The organism is Pseudomonas shirazica (assembly GCF_015168335.1).
GTDB lineage: Bacteria > Pseudomonadota > Gammaproteobacteria > Pseudomonadales > Pseudomonadaceae > Aquipseudomonas > Aquipseudomonas asiatica.
In genome coordinates this window covers 328,750-346,891 of sequence record NZ_CP063456.1, presented here as the reverse complement: position 1 = coordinate 346,891, position 18,142 = coordinate 328,750, and the positions used below count along the sequence as shown (strand labels likewise).

Genomic DNA, 18,142 nt, shown 5'->3' with positions numbered 1-18,142 from the left:
AATAAGGATTGAATCATGCAAATCCAGGTCAACAGCAGCAACCATTTCGAAGGCAACGCCCGGCTCGACCAGTGGGTCCGCAGCACACTGCAGAACTCGCTGGAACGTTACGAAGACGACCTCACCCGCATCGAGGTCCACCTGCGCGACGAGAACGGCGCCAAGCCCGGACCGCATGACAAACGCTGCCAGATGGAGGCTCGCCCCAAAGGCCATCAACCGATTTCCGTGACCCACACCGCCACTTCGCTGGACCAGGCGGTCGATGGTGCCGCCACCAAGCTCAACCACGCGCTGGAACACTTCTACGGCAAACTGCGCAGCAAGCGCGGCGCCCTGGAACTGAGTGACCCAGACGCCTGATCGGCAACACAAGACGCCCGGCCTGATGCCGGGCGTTTTCGTTTGTATCGATCGATGGCGCTGAACCAACAGGTAATTTCCCCGGTCAACTTCTGCATTCATTCAGCGCAGAAGCATGACCATGAACAACCCATTCGAACGAATCAGTGCTGCATTCGCCCCCGAATACCGGGTCAACCTGAGCATTGCAAACCTCGACGGCAGCATCATGCTGACCCTGTCCGACGACGCTGGCGTGGTCGCCAAGCGCCTCATCACCCAGGCCCAGCGCAATGACCCGGTGCGCCTGCAGCGGGTGATCGACAGCATCCGCCTGGGCCTGGCCATCGAGCACAACCAGAACCCCCTTCAGGTGCTGGCCGCGCTGACCCGTGACGCCCGCCACGAGCCGCGCCTTTTCATCGCCAACTGAGGGCTACTTGCCCTCCTCCACTTCCTTGCCGCTGGCATCCAGTACCTTGGTCGAGGGGTAGCGGTACGAGGCGTAGCGCACCACCAGGATCGCGAACGCCAGCAACAGGATGCCACCGCACAGGTACAACAGCCCTACGTCCGGCGCCTTGTGGTGCGAGACGTCGCCGATCAGCAGGCGGGTCAGCGCGGTGATGGCCACGTACAGCAGGAAGCGGATCGGCATGTGGTTGGTCTTGAAGTAGATACCGACCATCGCCCCCAGCTCCAGGTAGATGAACAGCAGCAGGATGTCATCGACACTGACCCCGCCCTTGCCGAGCATGTCGAGGAACGTCATCACCGCCGCATAGGCGGTGATCGCGCCAATGCCGAACAGCGCCAGGTAATGGAATGCCTCGACGCACAGGTTTCCCAGCGAGTCGGCCGAGCCGTGCAGCCCCTTTCGCAGCTTTTCTGCCCATTTGATGTTCACGATGTTCCATTCCCCGATACGTCTTGAAGGATGATGCGTCACCGGTGTGACGCTTGTGCCATGCAGTTAAAGGGCCAGGCCCCTGCCTTGGAAGGCGACCGATTGCCGCAAGGCACCTTGAGGCGTGGCAAGTTGCCAGAAACACGACCATGCGCTGGGGAAAAATCAGATTTAACCCCTTCCTTGTAGGGCATTTCCCAAAGATACTCCCTGCCATTGTGGTGTTCGGGGATGAGCACTAGTCTCGGATCGTCGCTGCCAAACAGCGACCGGCTTTGATTTGATGATGACCTCAATGCATGAGCTGGAGACGTTGCGGGCTTTGCTTGAGTCGGCACTGGTTCAGGTGCAGATGCCCGCTGAGCCTCGGAGTTTGCACTGAGGTTTGAGTGTTGCGTTGTCTGGGCTGGCCTCTTCGCGGGTAAACCCGCGAAAGTGCCCGGATGGCCAGGCGCTGATGGATGATGCTGAGTTGGGCATGAAGCAGTAAGCGCTCTGCACCACGCTACAATTTCTGCTTGCGAAGCAATCAACATTGCCATTACTGTATATAGATACAGCAAATCGAAACGCAACCAGCAAAAGGCATAGAGGTGATGAATGGCCGTCGAAGTGGTGTACCGCAGCAGCCGCGACCCGGAGCGCTTGTTCATGGATAAGGCCGAAGCAGACCGTCACGACAAGATGCTCGAACTGGCCGAGCGCCTGGCCGAAGTACTGCACAAGGCAGTGCCCTCGCTGAGCGAGAAACAGGTCGAGGAAGCCGGTATCTACATGGCCAAAAACCGCGATGTGTTCGCCCGGGCGTTCAAGAGCCAGCCGGATGCGCTGGCCGAGTTGCTCGAAGCGCCAGCGGCCGAGTAATTGCCTGCACTGGCCTCATCGCCAGCAAGCTCCACGGGGGTACATGGCTTGCTCCATTGCTCAGGTCACCTCATTACCCTGTAGGAGCAGCCTTGTGCTGCGAAGAGGGTAGTTGAGCAACAGATATTCTTCGGCAGTAATGGCCTCTTCGCAGCGCAAGGCTGCTCCTACAAGTCGGCGCGACAGGGGTGGGCGCTGGCTTGCCGGCGATAGGGCCAGTGCAAGAACACAAATTACATCAGCCGTAGAGCAACCGCTCCGCCAACATCTGCGCCACCCGCGCCGGCGAGCGCTTCTCTGCCTGTGCATGGCCAAACACTTCGGTCAGCCGTGAAGGTATCCGCGCCAGGTGCGCGGTGATGGTGCCCAGGTCTTCGCCACGATGGGTAAGTGCCACGTAGATCAACCCACCGGCATTGATCACGTAATCGGGCGCATACAGTATCCCGCGCGACTCCAACTGGTCGGCTACCTGCAAGGTGGTCAGCTGGTTGTTCGCCGCCCCCGCCACGGCCGCACAACGCAACTGCATCACGCTCTGCCCGTTCAACACCGGCCCCACACCGCAAGGGGCAAAGATGTCGCAAGGGGTGCTGATCAACGCATCGTTGGTCACCGGATGGGCATTGAACTGCTCCACCGCCAGCCGCACTCGTCCAGGGTCCAGATCGCTCACCAGCAGGTCCGCCCCTGCCGCATGCAGCTGCTCCGCCAGCGCATAACCGACATTGCCCAGCCCTTGCACCGCAACCCGCAGCCCTTGCAGGTCATCACTGCCAAGGCGGAACGAAGTGGTGGCACGAATGCCAGCAAAAACCCCCATCGCCGCATGCGGTGAGGGGTCACCCGAGGCCGTGGTGCTGGTCACATGCGGTGTGCTCTGGGCAATGCAGTCCATGTCCAGGGTCGAGGTGCCGCTGTCCACGGCGATGATGAAGCGCCCTTGCAAGGTGTCGATGAAGCGGCCAAAGGCCTCGAACAGCGCGGCACGGTTTTCCACATGCGGGTTGCGCATGATCACCGCCTTGCCGCCCCCCAATGGCAGGCCAGCCAGCGCCGCCTTGTAGCTCATACCCTGGGCAAGGCGAATGGCGTCTGTCATGGCGCTTTCATCATCGGCATAAGGCAGGTAGCGGCAACCGCCCATGGCGGGGCCCAACTGCTCGCTGTGGATCACCACCACAGCCTTCAGGCCGGTAGGCGGATCGGTGAACAAGTGCAGCGACTGGGTACGGGTGCTTTGCATCAGCGCGAACATCGACAGGCTCCCCTACGAGGTGCTCTTTCCAGTATAGGCACGGCCCTTGGGCTGGTAGCGCCGCCGGACCACTGGACGAAACCGCGCGCCACGGCTAATACTCAAACGTGTGTGGAGAAGCCCCATGAAGCCACGTCAAGCCTGCCTGGCCTGCCTGGAACGCGAGCCCGTCGCCCTGCTGGAAGCCGCATTATGGATTGCCGCCGAGCACGACCGAAGCGTCGAGCCCGCGGCCAGCCTTGCCAAGCTGCATGACCTGCAGCGTGAGATAAGCACCAATCTGCCGATGCTGCCGCTGTGCGAACTGGCACAGCCACTGCTGCGCCAACTCAATGCCCTGGGCTTCCAGCAGGATGAATATCACCCGCTGCGCCCGCATGCCGCGATGATGGACAAGGTGCTGCAACGCCGCCGTGGCCAACCACTGACACTTGCCATCCTCGCCCTGGAACTGGCCCGGCGTCTGTCCATACCCCTTGAGGGCGTAGGCTTCCCTGGCCATTTCCTGCTGCGCGTGCCGGGTGCCGATCACCTGCTTGACCCCTGTGGCGGCCGGCGTCTCTACCCCAACGACTGCCGTGAGCTGCTGGCTCGCCAGTTCGGCCCGCATGTAGCGCTGACTGCCGAACACATGCGCAGTGCCAGCCCGCTGCAGATGCTGCAACGCCTGTCACGCAACCTGCGCCAGTTGCATATAAGCAACGACAACCACCTGGCGGCACTGATCGATGCCGAGCGGGTCATGCAACTGGGCCCGGTGCAGGTCAGCGACTATGTGACTCGCGCTTCGCTATACCAGCATCTGGATTGCCCGCAGGCCGAGCGCTTTGATCTGGAGCATGCGTTATTGCTGACAGAGGACCCGGTCCAGCGCCTGAAGCTTTCCGAACGTATCGGCAAGCTTCCGGCGGCGAACCGTTCCATTCACTGAGCCGGGCTGTCCGGCTGCAGGGCGGGGTGGGCCTGGGCGAACGCCGCGTGCTCGGCCGCAAGGGCGGCAACCCGAAGGATGCGCGGGAAACTGTCGAGGTCGATGTTGAAGCGTTCGGCCGCGTACAACTGCGGGATCAGATAGACATCCGCCAGGCCCGGCTCATCGCCGAAGCAGAAGCCATGATCGCCTATCAGTTGCTCAACTGCCGCCAGCCCTTGGCTGATCCAGTGACCAATCCACTGGTTGACCTGGCTTTCGTCCTGGCCGGCCTGGCGCAGCCGGTTGAGCACGCTTACGTTGTGCAGCGGGTGGATGTCGCAGCCGATGATCGCCGCCACGCCCCGTACCTTGGCGCGCGCCTCGGCCGCAGAAGGCAGCAGCGCGGGCTGTGGATAAACCTCCTCCAGGTACTCGATGATCGCCGGCGACTGCACCAGCAGCTCACCGCCATCGGTGCGCAAGGCCGGCACGCGGCCCTGCGGGTTGACCGCGACATAGCCCGAACCGCGCTGCTCACCCTGCAACAGGTTGACCGGCACGGACTGGTAGGCCAGCCCCTTCAGCGCCAGGGCAATGCGCACCCGGTAGGACGAGGTGGAACGGTAATAGGTGTACAGCTCCATGCCCGTGCCTCCTCAGTTGGCCGCGATGACCGTGCCGCGGCATTCACCGAAACCGATGCTGGCCACGCCATCACGCACGCAGCGGGCACGCAGGATGATCTCGTCGCCGTCTTCGAGGAACTTGCGCACCTCGCCACTGGCCAGTTCCACCGGGTGCTTGCCCCCTTCGGTTATCTCCAGCAGGCTGCCGAACGAACCTGGAGTGGCGCCCGACAGCGTGCCCGAACCGAACAGGTCGCCCGGTTGCAACTGGCAGCCGTTGACGCTGTGGTGCGCGACCAGCTGCGCCACGGTCCAGTACATGCTGCGGGTGTTGCTCAGGGTCAGGCGGTGCGGGGCAAGATCCTGCTCGCGCATGCGCTCGGTCAGCAGCAGTACCTCAAGCTCAATATCGAATGCACCAGCGGCCTGGTCGCGCTTGTCCAGCAGGTACGAAAGTGGCTGCGGGTCGCCTTCCGGGCGTGAGGGCTGGGCACAACGGAACGGCTCAAGCGCTTCGGCGGTAACTACCCAAGGCGAGATGGTGGTGATGAAGCTCTTGGACAGGAACGGCCCCAGCGGCTGGTATTCCCAGGCCTGGATATCGCGCGCCGACCAGTCGTTGAGCAGGCACAGGCCAGCCACGTGCTCGGCGGCATCGCCTACCGGGATCGCCTGACCAATGTCGTTGCCCTGGCCGATCCAGATACCCAGCTCCAGCTCGTAGTCCAGGCGCGCGCAGGGGCCGAAGCTTGGCTCGGTGTGCCCGGCCGGCAGCGTCTGGCCCTTGGGCCGGCGCACATCGGTGCCGGACGGGCGGATGGTCGAGGCACGGCCGTGATAACCGATCGGCACGTACTTGTAGTTGGGCAGCAGCGGGTTGTCGGGGCGGAACAGCTTGCCCACGTTCTTGGCGTGCTCGATGCCCACGTAGAAGTCGGTGTAGTCACCGATCTGCGCCGGTACATGCAGCTGGCAGGCGCTGGCCGGGTACAGGGCGGCCTGCAGTGCCGCCTTATGTTCACTGTGTTCGCCCAGCAGCACCAGCAGGCGCTCGCGCAGGGCGACGCGGGCACCGCGGCCGAGGGCGAAGAATGCGTTCAAGACCCCACCACGGGTGGCCTCGACCGCGGCCTTGGCGGCACCGTCGAACAGGCCTGCGGCCAGCACCGCCTCCAGGTCGAGGATCGCGTCGCCGATGGCCACGCCACAGCGCTTGGCTTCACCCGGCCGGCTGAAGATGCCCAACGGCAGGTTCTGCAGCGGGAAGTCGCTGTGCCCGTTGGCGTGCTCGACCCAGCTACGGGCAATGGCGGTCTGATTCATGGGTTATCTCCGGTTCGGGTTGAAGGTGCTCGGCAAGGTGGCCCAGCAACTATCGTAGTCGGCCTGCAACTGCGGGCATTCAAGGGCTTGCAGGCTCGGGCGCAGCACCTGGCTGGTCTCGAACATGAAGGCCATGGTGTTGTCGATCTTGTGCGGTGCCAGGTCGGCAGCAATAGCCTTTTCGCAGGTTTCGGCGTCGGGGCCATGGGCGCTCATAACCCCGTGCAGCGAGGCGCCACCCGGCAGGAAGCCCTCGGCCTTGGCGTCGTAGGCACCATTGATCAGGCCCATGAACTCGTTCATCAGGTTGCGGTGGAACCATGGTGGACGGAAGGTGTTCTCGGCCACCATCCAGCGTGGCGGGAAGATCACGAAGTCCATGTTGGCCATGCCATGCACGCTGGTCGGCGAGGTCAGCACAGTGAAGATCGACGGGTCCGGGTGGTCGAAGCTGACCGTACCGATGGTGTTGAAGCGACGCAGGTCGTACTTGTACGGCACGTTGCTGCCATGCCAGGCGACCACGTCCAGTGGCGAGTGCTGCAGTTCGCAGGCCCAATGTTCGCCCAGGAACTTCTGCACCAGCTGCACCGGGCCATCGGCCTCTTCGTAGCGCGCCACAGGGGTGAGGAAGTCGCGCGGGTTGGCCAGCCCGTTGCTGCCGATCGGGCCCAGGTCCGGGATGCGCAGCGGCGCGCCGTGGTTTTCGGCGATATAGCCGCGGGCCTCGCCGTCGAGCAGTTCCACCCGAAACTTCATGCCACGCGGGATGACCGCGATTTCCAGCGGCTCGACTTCCATCACCCCCAGTTCGGTGGCAATGCGCAGGCGGCCCTGTTGCGGCACCAGCAGTAGTTCACCGTCGGCGTTGAAGAACACCCGCTCCATCGACCGGTTGGCGCGGTAGATGTAGATGCTCACGCCGGCCGGTTTTTCCGCAGCGGCGTTGGCCACCATGGGCAGCCAGCCCTCGATGAAATCGGTCGGTTCGTCGGGGATCGGCTGGGGGTTCCAGCGCAGGCGGTTGGGGGTGATGGCCCCCAGCGGGCCGGTCAGCGGCTGGCGCGCCAGGCGCTCGAAACGGGGATGCAAGGCAGATGGGCGAATACGGTACAGCCACGTGCGGCGCAGTTCGCTGCGGGTCATGGTGAACGCCGTCCCCGAGAGCAGCTCGGCGTACAGCCCATAGGGCGCCTTCTGCGGCGAGTTCTGCCCGACCGGCAAGGCCCCTGGCAGCGCTTCGCTGGCAAACTCGTTGCCGAAGCCGCTGAGGTAGTGAAGGTCGGGTGACGTATCGCGATTCATCGATGCCTCCGGGCTCTGGCCGAGCCGTTGCTGGCAGCTGGCTGCTGGCCCGGGGCGGGGTGGCAGCGCGTCTGCATTGTTTTTATCGTAATCAGATTACGAATAACGTAATTTGCTACGGGCAATGCGTCAAGCTATAAAGGCGCGACTCGAAGAATCCGGAAGAAGATGTCCATGGCAAAAGCCAGCTCCCCCGCCGACAACGGCAAGCAGAAAGTCCGCTCGGCGGAGGTCGGCACCGACATCCTGAAGGCTCTTGCCGAGCTCTCCCCGTCCACCTCCCTGTCGCGTCTGGCGGAACATGTGCAGATGCCAGCGAGCAAGGTGCACCGTTACCTGCAGGCGTTGATCGCCAGCGGTTTTGCCGAACAGGATGCGGCCACCAACCATTACGCCCTGGGGCGCGAGGCTCTTCGGGTAGGGCTGGCGGCGCTGGGCAGCATCGATGTGCTGAAGATTGCCGCGCTGCCATTGTCACAGCTGCGCGATGAACTGAACGAGAGCTGCTTCGTTGCCGTATGGGGCAACCAGGGCGCGACAGTGGTCAGCATCGAGCCGGCAGTACGCGCGGTCACGGTGGTAACGCAGATCGGCTCGGTTCTGCCGCTGCTCACTTCGTCCACCGGGCTGGTGTTCGCCGCCTATCTTCCCGAGCGCGAGACCGTGGAGTTGCGTGACCGGGAACTGGCCGCCCTGCAGCACAGCGCCGCCGACTACCAGGCAGTACTGGCGGGCATTCGTGAACGTGGCCTGCACCATGTGCACGGGCTGTTGATGCCGGGCGTGGATGCGCTGTCGGCCCCGGTGTTCAATGCCATGGGGCAGATCGCCGCGGTGATGACGGTGGTCGGGCCGACCTCGATCTTCCATGCCGACGAGCATGGTCCGGCGGCGCAACGGTTGCTGGCAGCAGCACGGGAAACCAGCTGGCGCATGGGCTATTCGCCCGCCGACTGAGCGCCTTCGGCACTATTGCCCGATACGTAAAGGTGAATGTCATAAGCGGCTATTTTTCCTGCAGGATCAGGCGCTTATTCTTAACTCACTGGCCGGCATGAAGGGCTCTCCCCCCCGCCTTTCAGGCCTGCGAGGTTCACCGACGTAGATTTTGAAGCTCCTTGATCTGACGTCTCGATTGGCCGCTGCGGCTTGCAGCGGCCTTTTTTATCTGCCCTGAAAATTTCCGTCGCCTGTGCTGGCCTCTTCGCGGGCTTGCCCGCTCCCACAGGGATATCACCAAGCCTGAGGGCAGTGATATCCCTGTGGGAGCGGGCAAGCCCGCGAAGAGGCCAGCACAGGTAGTACAAAGCTCAGCCCAGCGGATACTTCTGCAAGTTGGCCATCATCTGCTGCAACGCCTGCAAGCTGTCCTGTGGGTGCACTGCCCCGTCGAAGTCGCCAATCCGTGCCCAGTTCTCCGCCACCTGCTCCGGAGTAAAGCCTTCACGCGGATCGAAGCCTACCCCCAGGCTGCGCTCCCAACGCACCTTGCCCACCCAACCGCCACCCACTTCGAACAGCTCACCACTGCCCTGGCACTGCTCGCTGCCCAAATACACCACCAGCGGGCTGACCAGCTCAGGCTTGAGCCGCTCGAACACCTGGGGCGGGATCAACCCTTCGGTCATGCGGGTGCCCCCCGTGGGGGCGATGGCGTTGACCAGGATGCCGTGCTTGCGCCCTTCGATCGCCAGGGTACGTGTCAGCCCATACAGGCCCAGTTTGGCCATGCCGTAATTGGCCTGGCCGAAGTTGCCGTAGATGCCGGACGTGGAAGCGGTGAAGATCACCCGCCCCCAGTTCTGCTCGCGCAGGTGCGGCCAGGCGGCGCGGGTGACCTTGTAAGCCCCCTCGACATGCACCTGATACACCTGCTCCCAGTCGCTGTCTTCCATCTTGTGGAAGGTTTTGTCACGCAGGATGCCGGCATTGTTCACCAGCACATCGACCCGGCCGAAGCTGTCCAGGGCCTGCTCGACAATACGCGCGCCGTGGCTGACCGAATCATGGTTGGCAATGGCACTGCCCCCGGCAGCGCGGATCTCCTCTACTACCCGGTCGGCGGCGGAGGCGCTGGCACCTTCACCGTGGGTGGACCCGCCGAGGTCGTTGACCACCACCCGCGCACCACGGGCAGCGAACAGCAGCGCATGGGCACGGCCCAGGCCGCCCCCGGCTCCGGTGACTATCACCACGCGATCTTGCAGACAGACAGGCTCGCTCATGCTCATGGCTCCAGGCAGGTTCAGGTAGGCCGAGTGTCCGCCGCCAGCGGCGGGCGGACAATCAAGCTCACGCAGGCTGAATGCCTGGCAATAACGCAGCACGATGGTTATGGGGCCGCTTTGCGGCCCATCGCCGGCAAGCCAGCTCCCACACCAACCGCGCCGGCCTCCAGGCATGCGCTGTACCTGTGGGAGCCGCCTTGCCGGCGATGAGGCCCTGTCAGGACCACGCCACTTTCTGCTGGAAACAGCTCAGCGGTTGTTCACGAAAGGCCAGGTAATGGCGTAGCACCTGCACCGGCGCTTCGGTATGCGGGTAATGGCCGATGCCCTGCAACTGCACGGTGTCCGGCTCCGGCACCAGTTGCCGGTAGCGCTCCACCATGTGTGCGCCGGAAAGCGGGTCGTCCACGCCATTGATGAAACGCAGCGGCACGCCTTCGTGCTGCATCGCGCCAACCCAGCGGTCCCGGTGCAACCTGCGCTCTGGCATATAACCCACCAGCTTGTGCAGGATGCGCGTGCCACGGTTGGCGGCTATCAGGCTCCAGAAGTCATCCAGCGCACTTTCACTAGGGTGGGTGCAAGGGCCGTAGACCTGGGTCACGTTGCGCACCAGGTCGTCGCGACCGAACGAGCGCCCTACCAGCCAGCCCAGGCGGCTGAGCAACAGCTTCTGTACCAGCAGCATGCGGCAGCTTTCGGGGAACAGCCCGCTGTTCAGGAACACGCAGCTGGCAATGCTGGCGCGCTGTTCATGATGCCGCGCCAGCATTTCCTGGGCCACACTGCCGCCGTAGTCATGGGCCAACAGATGCACCGGCTGGTCGACCTTCAGCTCGGCGAGCAAAGCCTGCTGCAGGTCGGCCTGCTCCATCAGGCTATACACGTGATCGACCGGTTTGGCCGAATCGCCAAAGCCGAGCATGTCACAGGCGATAACCCGGAAGCGCTGGGCCAAAGGCCCCCAAAGGTAGTGCCAATCCCAGCTGGCGGTGGGGAAACCGTGCAACAGAAGCAGGGGCTCTCCTTGCCCTGCGGTCCAGTAACGGATGCTCTGGCCCCGGAAGCTGAAACTCTGTCCCCGGGTACGCCAGACGCACAATGGAATTTCGGCCATGGGCATCAGAACGGTCCCGGTGAAGTGGTGTTGGCGGAATAGAGCAAGGCTGCGGTCATTGCATGTCACCTCGGCACTTACATGTGCTCTCTATGTCGAGGCTGAGTCTAGCCAGCAGCCCATGGGCTGGAACTTGCGTTGCCAGCCAGCTTGATGACTTGGCGAGTCAGTGGCACGAACGGTCAGAGCAGCACAGCCAGCAGCGGTGCCGCGAACAGGTTCAACAGCCCGGTCAGGACCATGACCAGGCCGGCCACCGAACCCTCCTCCCGGCCTACCTCCTGTGCCCGGCTGACACCGGCACCATGGGCGCCCACACCGAACAGCGCGCCCCGCGCCAGCGGCGTGCGCAACGGCAACCAGCGCAGTAGCACGCCGCCGAGCATGGCGCCCAGTACGCCGGTGAACATCACGAACACCGCCGTGAGCTCCGGTACGCCACCCAGGTCATGGGCCAGTGGCATGGCAAAGGGCGTGGTGATAGAACGCGGCACCAGCGACAGGCTGGTCGCGCTGTCCAGCGCCAACATATGAGCCAACCCCCAGGAACTGGCGATCGAAGCGCTACTACCGGCGACCATACCCATCATCAGTGCCGGCCAGTGGCGCGCCAGCATGGCCCGTTGCTGCCAGATCGGCACCGCAAATGCCACGGTCACCGGGCCAAGCACACTCATCAGCCAGTGGGTGTTGCGGGCGTACTCGGCATAAGCGGTGTGCAGCGGCACGGCCACCGCCAGCAACAGTACCGGCACCAGGATCAGCGGCGACAGCAGGTAGCGCCCGCTGCGCCGGTACAGCCAGCGGCTGCCCAGGTACGCCAGCAAGGTCAGGGCCAGCCAGAACAGCGGCATGGGTTCAAGGCTCATGGCGCAACCTCCAGCGGCACACCAGTTCCACAGTCAACGCGGTCACCACCATTACCGTCAGGGTGCTCACGGCAATCACCAGCAGGATGCGCCAGCCCTCGTCACGGATCAGAGCGCCATAATCGAGCAGGCTCATCAGCGCCGGAATGAAGAACAGCAGCATCTCAGCCATCAGCCAGCCTGCGCCCAGTTGCAGCATGGCTGGCTTGAGCACACCTGAGGCAAACAGCAACAGCAGCAATGCCAAGCCCATCACTCCGCCAGGAATCGGCCAGCCCAACCAAGTGGCAAGCTGGCCACCGAGCAGGAACAGAGCACAGAGGATCGCCAGCTCGACGAGCAGGCGCAGGGCTTTTTTCAACAACGCAGGTTTCATGGGGGGGTCCTCTACAGGCCCTCATTTTAAGTTTTGGCTGCCTAGGCCAGAAGCGAATTGTTAGACTGAACAACATTCCAGAATGGAATTGTGATCATGGAATTCAAACAGCTGCGCAGCTTTATCGAAGTGGTCCACCGCGGCGGTTTTACCCAGGCCGCGCAGACCCTGCACATCAGCCAGTCGGCGGTGAGCAAGCAGGTGGCTCAGTTGGAGCAAGATGTGGGCCAGCCGCTGCTGGAGCGCCAGGCCTCGCAGTTGCACCTGACCGCTGCCGGGCGCATCGTCCTGGAGCGCGGCGAAGCCTTGCTGCGTCAACGTCAGGCATTGCTCGGCGAACTGGACGACCTCAGCCAGATGAGCCGCGGCGAACTGCGGCTGGGCCTGCCGATGCTGGGCAGCGACGCGCTGTTCGCCGGGTTGTTCGCCGAATATCGGCGGCGTCACCCGAACATTGCAATCCACTTGCTAGAAGGTGGCAGTCGCAGCATCGAACAGGCGGTCAGAAGTGGCGAACTGGAACTGGGAGGCAGCCTGACGCCCAGTGACGAGGCGTTCGACTACCAGCCGTTCTGCAACGAGCCAATGGATGCACTGTTGCCTGCCGGGCACGAGCTGGCAGGCCAGGAAGCGGTAGATCTGTGGCAGCTGGCCGATACCCCGTTCCTGCTTTACCAACGCAGCTTCGTGCTCAATGACCGGCTGCTGAAGGCGTGCCAGCAGCAGGGTTTTACCCCCAAGGAAGGCGGTCGCAGTGGCCAGGCGGATTTCCTCACGGCGCTGGCAGCGGCGGGCCAGGGTGTGGTGTTGCTGCCCCGTGTGGTGGCGAAAGCGCTGGGGCGCCCCGGTGTGGTGCGCCTGCCCCTTCGCTCACCGGCGGATTTGCGTTGGGATATCGCGTTCATCTGGCGGCGCGGGGCGTATCTGTCACGGGCGGCGCAGGCGTGGTTGTCTTTACTACGCAAACATCACGGCTGACGCGATCCCTGTAGGAGCGGCCTTGTGTCGCGAAAGGGCTGCAAAGCAGCCCCAGCAATATCTGCTGCGCTGCCGAATCCAGGGGCTGCTTTGCAGCCCTTTCGCGACACAAGGCCGCTCCTACAAGGGCTCGCGTGAAGCCTCGAGTCAGGCCTTCAGTGCTTGAACAAGCTCAGCCAACCAAGGCTCTGCATCCGCCTCCGGAGTCACCGTCTCGCTGGCATCCAGGCGCAACATCGGTTGCACTTCGCGCACGCCCAGTTCGGCAAAAAGTTCGCGCATCTGCTCGCCACCACCGCAATAGGTATCGCCATAACTGCTGTCGCCCAAGGCAATCACCGCACCCGGCAGACCACGCCAGGCCGCAGGCAGGGTATCGCGAATGCTGCAATACAACGGCATGAGGTTGTCCGGCAGTTCGCCCATGCCAGTGGTCGAGGTCACGGCCAGCAAGGCGTCGGGGGCGAAACCTTCAAGGTCCTGCAAGGTGGCGCGCGCCGCATGCCAGACCTCCAGGCCCGCAGCCTTGAGCAGCGATTCAGCGTGACGGGCGACTTCTTCGGCGGTGCCGTAGACCGATCCGGAAATAATGGCGACTTTCATCGGGTAGTGGATTCCGAAACTGAGTGAAAACGTAGGATACTAGCATCCGGCGCTGGCAAAAGGCCGCCTCTACCAAAGTCACCATCCTAAGCCCTGCTTCGCACCCTTGTTTATTCAATGGCCCGAACATGATCAACGCGCAACTACTGCAATCCATGGTCGATGCGTCCAATGACGGCATCGTGGTCGCCGAACAGGAAGGCGACGACACCATCCTCATCTACGTGAACGCGGCCTTCGAACGCCTGACCGGCTACAGCCGTGACGAAATCCTCTACCAGGATTGCCGCTTCCTGCAGGCCGACGACCGCGACCAGCTTGGCCGCGCCCGCATCCGCAAGGCCCTGGCCGAAGGCCGACCGTGCCGCGAAGTGCTGCGCAACTACCGCAAGGATGGCAGCGCTTTCTGGAACGAACTGTCGATCACCCCGGTAAGGCACGACGCCGAACAGCGCACCTACTTCATCGGTATCCAGAAAGACGTCACTCGCCAGGTCGAACTGGAGCGGGAACTGGCGCAACTGCGCGTTCGTCCGAAACCCGACGAACGCACCTGAACCAAGTACGCCACGCACGGTCAATCCCGTTGAAGAAATCGCCATCGAGTTCGATCATGCAAGCAGAAGCGCTCCTGACCCAGGACGAGCTGGATTTCATACAGAACATGCAGCATTCGCCGCAGTTGAACCTGGCCGACCCCATGTCGAGCCTGCTGGTCAATGGCGACCGCCGCATCCAGAGCTTGCTCACCCGCTTGGTGGCCAACGAGCAGGTAACCCTGCAGGCCCAGTTCAACAACCAGCAAATCAGCTTCCCGCTGCAACTGGTGGAAGACGAGTTCCACGCCCTGCACCTGCAACTGGGCTCACCGGAAATCTACGAGGACGGCCCCATGCTGCGCCCCTGGCGCCTGTCGATGGAGAAGCCGAGCGCACTGCTCGATGCCCATGGGCAGGAAACTGGCCTGTGGGTTCGCGAGATCTCGTTCAAGGGTACATTGCTGGAAGTCCGTGGCCTGCCAGCGGCACCAGCCCACTTCGAATTGCGCTTCGCCCCTGATGGCATCCCCCCCATCGAACTGCATGGCGTGCTGGGCCGGCGCATCGGCCCGGACCTGGCAGCCTACGACCTCAGCCAAAGCCCGGCCGAAGAGATCGAACGCCTGCGCGACTACATCCTCCAGGCCCATCGCCGGGCCCACCCCGAGCTACACACTCAGGTATCGAACTGACCGGCCAGAAACTGCCGCAAACGCTGGCGCATCACGCTACCCTGCGCACCCAGGCAAGCGATCGGGCTGCCAGCCAGGCTGTCCTGTGCCAGTTCCGCCGCTTCACCCGCCAGTAACAACGGGCACTCCAGCCCAGCCACCAGGCGCGTCAGCCGCCGTGTGAGCTCCGTCGTGGGCGGCTGATGGGAAAACAGCACCAGGGCATCCGGTTTCAGGCGTTCGCAGACCAGTGCCAGTTCTGCCAGCGGCTGCGCGCTCGCCAGTGGCGTCACGCCAACTTCATCGCAGCCCAAGGTCAGGCTGGTCACCAGCAAATCCAACTCGTGGCACTGCCCCGGCAATGGCGCCAGCAGCACCATGCGGCTGCGCGGCGCGCGGGCGAGTTGCAAGCGGGTATACACCCGGCCACGCAGGAACTGATCGAGGAACAGCCACTCGCTGGCCTGCCCGTAGCCGCCCTGACCGGCCGCCAGGTCATGCCACACAGGCATGAACACTTCACTGAATACCTGGTCCAGGGTGCAGGCGGCAAATACCTCGTCGAACAGGCGGTCCAGGCCGACAAGGTCAAAACGTTGTAACGCCTGGCGAATTTGCTGCTGCCAGCGCCCCCATGCGCCAGTCGCGACACCTGCCTGCCCGGCACGGGCATGGTCGCGCGCGAGGATGCTGGCAACCTTGCTTACCGCAACGCCGCGCTCCAGCCAGCCAAGGATGCGGCGGATGTCATCGATGTCGGCCTGGGAATACAGGCGGTGGCCGCTGTCGGTGCGGGTAGGCTGGATCAGACCGTGGCGGCGCTCCCAGGCGCGCAAGGTCACGGCATTGACGCCAGTCAGGCGGGAAACCTCACGGATCGGAAACAGGTCCTGCGCGAGGCCCGCATCGATTACCGGATTCAGTCCCTGTTCGTTCATCTGCACGGGGTTCCCTGTGTGTCCAAGTTGAACACCTAGTCTACTACGGCAATACCAGGCGCTGGGGCGCAACCGTTTGCCGGCTTACAGTTGCCGAAGATCGCAGATGGGCGATAATCCGCGCCCGATTCTTGCATGCATGCCTGTGTCGCCCACCACCCCGGGCCACTCAGCCAAAGGGGCCGGCTACCCGCCAGCCCCGTTGCCAGGAGATACACGATGTCTACCCCACCCGTCACCTTGATGGTGTCGCGCCGCGCCGCCCATGGCCGCTACCAGGACCTGCTGGCCTGGCTGCATGAAGGCGAGCAGCTGGCCACCGACTTCCCCGGCTACCTTGGCTCGGGCATCCTCGCGCCACCCCGCGACAGCGACGAATTCCAGATCATCTTCCGTTTCAGCGACGAGCCGACTCTGCATGCCTGGGAACATTCCGCCTCGCGTCGGGCCTGGTTGCAACGCGGCAACGGCCTTTTCGAACGCCCCAAGGAAGCGCGCGTGAGCGGCATCGACGACTGGTTTGGCACCAACATGGTGCAAAAACCACCACGCTGGAAGCAGGCTGTGGCCATCTGGCTGGCCTTCTTCCCGGTCTCGCTGGTGTTCAACCTGGTGTTCGGCCACTGGCTCGCTGCGCTGGACCTGGTACCACGGGTATTGCTCAGCACCCTGGGCCTGACGCCGGTGATGGTCTACCTGTTCATCCCCCTGTCCACCCGTCTGCTGGCCGGCTGGCTGCATGCGTCCCCCGCCCCTGCCGGCGCCCTGCGCAGCCGCTGAGGCCAGGCCGTACACGCGGTAGACAGTTCGGGTATGCTGGGCGGCAACCAAAGGACAGACAAGTTGACCGCCCCGAACATGAACAGCCCCATTCTCGTTACCGGAGCCAGCCAGCGCGTCGGGCTGGCCCTGGCCCTTGAACTGGCGCAGGCCGGCCATACGGTGGTCAGTGCCAGCCGCAGCGTCCAGCCACAAGCGGCTCACCCGAACATCGTGCAGTTCCAGGCTGACCTGTGCCAGCTGGCCGATCGACAGGCCCTGATCGACTACTTGCACAACCATTACGACGGCCTGCGCGCGATCATCCACAACGCCTCGTTGTGGCTCGACGATGGCCTCGACAACCTCGAGACCATGTTCCGCCTTCACGTCGAAGCGCCCTACCACCTCAACCTGGCCTTGGGCGACCTGCTGGCCAAGGTGGAAAAGGCCGACATCATCCACATTTGCGACGAAACCTCTTCGCGCGGCAGCAAAAGCCACATCGGCTACGCCGCGACCAAGGCCGCGTTGCAGAACATGGTGCTGTCTTTCGCCGAAAAATATGCGCCCAAGGTGCGTGTGAACGGTATCCTGCCCGGGCTGCTGATCCTCAAGGAAGGGGGTGACGAAACCTACCGCCAGCAGACCCTGAAAAAGGCCCTGCTGGAGTTCGAACCCGGCGCCGGCCCGCTGATCGAGACGGTCAAGTACCTGCTCGCCAGCCAGTACAGCACCGGCAGCCAGGTGGTCATCAACGGTGGCCGCCACCTGAAGAACCGCATGACCTGAGAGAAGCCCATGACCCCACAGCAACAGCTCGAACTCGAGGCCGCCGCGTTCCGGCGCCTGGTCGAACACCTGCAGAAGCGCACCGACGTGCAGAACATCGACCTGATGAACCTGTCCGGCTTCTGCCGCAACTGCCTGTCCAAGTGGTACAAGGCCGCGGCTGACGAGCGCCAGCTCGACCTGAGCCTGGATGACGCCCGCGAAGCGGTGTACGGCATGCCTTACGCCGAGTGGAAAGCCCAATACCAGAAAGAAGCCAGCGCCGACCAACAAGCGGCGTTCGAAAAAGGAAAACCTCGTGACTGACCTGAACACCCTGCGCGCCAGCCTGGCCAGCGGCCAACACGTGTTTGCCGACACCCTGGCGTTCATTGCCGACAACTACAGCTACCAGCCACAGGCCTTCGACAATGGCGGCGTGGCGAATGCAGCCGGGCAGAACGAAGGTTCGTGCAAGACCCTGGGCCTGGCGCTGCTGGAAGGGCTGAGCGACCAGGAAGCGCTGCTGGCCTTTGGCGAGCACTACCGTGACGTGGTGGCCACGCCCGAGGGCAGCGACCATGGCAATATCCGTGCGCTGATCAAGCATGGGCTGGCGGGCGTCAAGTTCGCCGAGCTGCCGCTTGCGCGCAAGGCTTGAGATAGCCGGGGCTGCTTTGCAGCCCATCGCGACACAAGGCCGCTCCTACAGAAGACCGCGTTCCCTTGTAGGAGCGGCCTTGTGTCGCGATAGG

General features: G+C 63.4%; 23 protein-coding genes. 12 read left to right on the top strand and 11 right to left on the bottom strand.

All coding sequences use genetic code 11. The features are described 5' to 3' along the window. The first annotated feature begins 15 nt into the window (after positions 1-15). Together IMX18_RS01605 and IMX18_RS01600 are read left to right on the top strand one after the other, a co-directional pair. A complete protein-coding gene (locus IMX18_RS01605; RefSeq protein WP_003260689.1) occupies positions 16-363 on the top strand; it encodes an HPF/RaiA family ribosome-associated protein in 348 nt (115 codons plus the stop codon). A 121-nt stretch (positions 364-484) separates the two neighbouring features. Next, positions 485-775: a DUF3509 domain-containing protein gene (locus IMX18_RS01600; protein ID WP_015271769.1), complete on the top strand. Its 291-nt coding sequence runs from the start codon at positions 485-487 to the stop codon at positions 773-775. Between the two features lie 3 nt (positions 776-778). On the opposite strand, the gene IMX18_RS01595 is transcribed toward IMX18_RS01600, so the two are convergent. Next, complete coding sequence (locus IMX18_RS01595; protein ID WP_013974183.1) at positions 779-1,249, bottom strand: phosphate-starvation-inducible protein PsiE; 471 nt, start codon at positions 1,247-1,249, stop codon at positions 779-781. 600 nt (positions 1,250-1,849) lie between these two features. Here IMX18_RS01595 and IMX18_RS01590 point away from each other — a divergent pair. After that, a complete protein-coding gene (locus tag IMX18_RS01590) occupies positions 1,850-2,113 on the top strand; it encodes a YebG family protein (protein WP_003260692.1) in 264 nt (87 codons plus the stop codon). A gap of 238 nt (positions 2,114-2,351) precedes the next feature. On the opposite strand, the gene IMX18_RS01585 is transcribed toward IMX18_RS01590, so the two are convergent. Next, on the bottom strand, positions 2,352-3,371 hold the full coding sequence (locus tag IMX18_RS01585) for a Leu/Phe/Val dehydrogenase (protein ID WP_015271770.1): 1,020 nt from the start codon (positions 3,369-3,371) through the stop codon (positions 2,352-2,354). A gap of 124 nt (positions 3,372-3,495) precedes the next feature. On the opposite strand from IMX18_RS01585, the gene IMX18_RS01580 reads away from it, so the two are divergent. Further along, entirely contained in the window at positions 3,496-4,302 is an 807-nt protein-coding gene (locus tag IMX18_RS01580; RefSeq protein WP_013974185.1) for a SirB1 family protein, read from the top strand. Here IMX18_RS01580 and maiA read toward each other — a convergent pair. From maiA to hmgA, 3 genes are read right to left on the bottom strand one after another with little or no spacing between them, the layout of a single operon-like run. Continuing rightward, positions 4,296-4,928: a maleylacetoacetate isomerase gene (gene maiA / locus IMX18_RS01575; RefSeq protein ID WP_015271771.1), complete on the bottom strand. Its 633-nt coding sequence runs from the start codon at positions 4,926-4,928 to the stop codon at positions 4,296-4,298. The two genes, IMX18_RS01580 and maiA, sit on opposite strands and share 7 nt — an antisense overlap. A 12-nt stretch (positions 4,929-4,940) precedes the next feature. Then, entirely contained in the window at positions 4,941-6,233 is a 1,293-nt protein-coding gene (gene fahA, locus IMX18_RS01570) for a fumarylacetoacetase (RefSeq protein WP_015271772.1), read from the bottom strand. Positions 6,234-6,236: 3 nt separating this feature from the next. Continuing rightward, complete coding sequence (hmgA, locus tag IMX18_RS01565) at positions 6,237-7,538, bottom strand: homogentisate 1,2-dioxygenase (RefSeq protein WP_100412784.1); 1,302 nt, start codon at positions 7,536-7,538, stop codon at positions 6,237-6,239. 174 nt (positions 7,539-7,712) lie between these two features. Here hmgA and IMX18_RS01560 point away from each other — a divergent pair, with 174 nt between their 5' ends. Further along, positions 7,713-8,495: an IclR family transcriptional regulator gene (locus tag IMX18_RS01560; RefSeq protein WP_054572766.1), complete on the top strand. Its 783-nt coding sequence runs from the start codon at positions 7,713-7,715 to the stop codon at positions 8,493-8,495. Positions 8,496-8,848: 353 nt separating this feature from the next. On the opposite strand, the gene IMX18_RS01555 is transcribed toward IMX18_RS01560, so the two are convergent. The 4 genes from IMX18_RS01555 to IMX18_RS01540 all read right to left on the bottom strand — a co-directional run bounded on the left by IMX18_RS01555 (position 8,849) and on the right by IMX18_RS01540 (position 12,128). Beyond that, positions 8,849-9,763, bottom strand: a complete 915-nt coding sequence (locus tag IMX18_RS01555) for an SDR family oxidoreductase (protein ID WP_015271775.1) — start codon at positions 9,761-9,763, stop codon at positions 8,849-8,851. 220 nt (positions 9,764-9,983) lie between these two features. Next, positions 9,984-10,889, bottom strand: a complete 906-nt coding sequence (locus IMX18_RS01550) for an alpha/beta fold hydrolase (protein ID WP_039613040.1) — start codon at positions 10,887-10,889, stop codon at positions 9,984-9,986. Between the two features lie 176 nt (positions 10,890-11,065). Next, positions 11,066-11,752, bottom strand: coding sequence for an LrgB family protein (locus IMX18_RS01545; RefSeq protein WP_015271777.1), 687 nt, complete (start codon positions 11,750-11,752; stop codon positions 11,066-11,068). Next, positions 11,742-12,128, bottom strand: a complete 387-nt coding sequence (locus IMX18_RS01540) for a CidA/LrgA family protein (protein ID WP_015271778.1) — start codon at positions 12,126-12,128, stop codon at positions 11,742-11,744. Before IMX18_RS01540 ends, IMX18_RS01545 begins: the two co-directional genes overlap by 11 nt. Before the next feature lie 96 nt (positions 12,129-12,224). On the opposite strand from IMX18_RS01540, the gene IMX18_RS01535 reads away from it, so the two are divergent. Beyond that, complete coding sequence (locus tag IMX18_RS01535) at positions 12,225-13,106, top strand: LysR family transcriptional regulator (RefSeq protein WP_015271779.1); 882 nt, start codon at positions 12,225-12,227, stop codon at positions 13,104-13,106. A 147-nt stretch (positions 13,107-13,253) separates the two neighbouring features. Here IMX18_RS01535 and IMX18_RS01530 read toward each other — a convergent pair whose 3' ends face one another. Then, the gene (locus tag IMX18_RS01530; protein WP_217190095.1) at positions 13,254-13,709 is read right to left on the bottom strand and encodes a flavodoxin; all 456 of its coding nucleotides are present in this window, start codon (positions 13,707-13,709) and stop codon (positions 13,254-13,256) included. A gap of 128 nt (positions 13,710-13,837) precedes the next feature. Here IMX18_RS01530 and IMX18_RS01525 point away from each other — a divergent pair, with 128 nt between their 5' ends. After that, positions 13,838-14,266, top strand: a complete 429-nt coding sequence (locus IMX18_RS01525) for a PAS domain S-box protein (protein WP_054572763.1) — start codon at positions 13,838-13,840, stop codon at positions 14,264-14,266. Positions 14,267-14,322: 56 nt separating this feature from the next. Next, positions 14,323-14,940 carry a hypothetical protein gene (locus IMX18_RS01520; protein WP_015271782.1) on the top strand — a complete coding sequence of 206 codons (618 nt, stop codon included), beginning with the start codon at positions 14,323-14,325 and terminating at the stop codon, positions 14,938-14,940. Here the strand turns inward: IMX18_RS01520 and IMX18_RS01515 are convergent. Further along, complete coding sequence (locus IMX18_RS01515; protein WP_015271783.1) at positions 14,925-15,857, bottom strand: MerR family transcriptional regulator; 933 nt, start codon at positions 15,855-15,857, stop codon at positions 14,925-14,927. The genes IMX18_RS01520 and IMX18_RS01515 overlap by 16 nt on opposite strands. A 219-nt stretch (positions 15,858-16,076) precedes the next feature. Here IMX18_RS01515 and IMX18_RS01510 point away from each other — a divergent pair, with 219 nt between their 5' ends. Genes IMX18_RS01510 through IMX18_RS01495 form a run of 4 tightly spaced genes read left to right on the top strand, consistent with a single transcriptional unit; the run spans position 16,077 to position 18,048 of the window. Continuing rightward, on the top strand, positions 16,077-16,637 hold the full coding sequence (locus IMX18_RS01510; protein ID WP_015271784.1) for a putative antibiotic biosynthesis monooxygenase: 561 nt from the start codon (positions 16,077-16,079) through the stop codon (positions 16,635-16,637). A gap of 33 nt (positions 16,638-16,670) precedes the next feature. After that, entirely contained in the window at positions 16,671-17,408 is a 738-nt protein-coding gene (gene folM / locus IMX18_RS01505) for a dihydromonapterin reductase (protein ID WP_015271785.1), read from the top strand. Between the two features lie 9 nt (positions 17,409-17,417). Then, a complete protein-coding gene (locus IMX18_RS01500; protein ID WP_003260708.1) occupies positions 17,418-17,714 on the top strand; it encodes a DUF1244 domain-containing protein in 297 nt (98 codons plus the stop codon). Further along, the gene (locus IMX18_RS01495) at positions 17,707-18,048 is read left to right on the top strand and encodes a HopJ type III effector protein (RefSeq protein ID WP_003260709.1); all 342 of its coding nucleotides are present in this window, start codon (positions 17,707-17,709) and stop codon (positions 18,046-18,048) included. The genes IMX18_RS01500 and IMX18_RS01495 overlap by 8 nt, the downstream gene beginning before the upstream one ends. Positions 18,049-18,142: the final 94 nt, after the last annotated feature.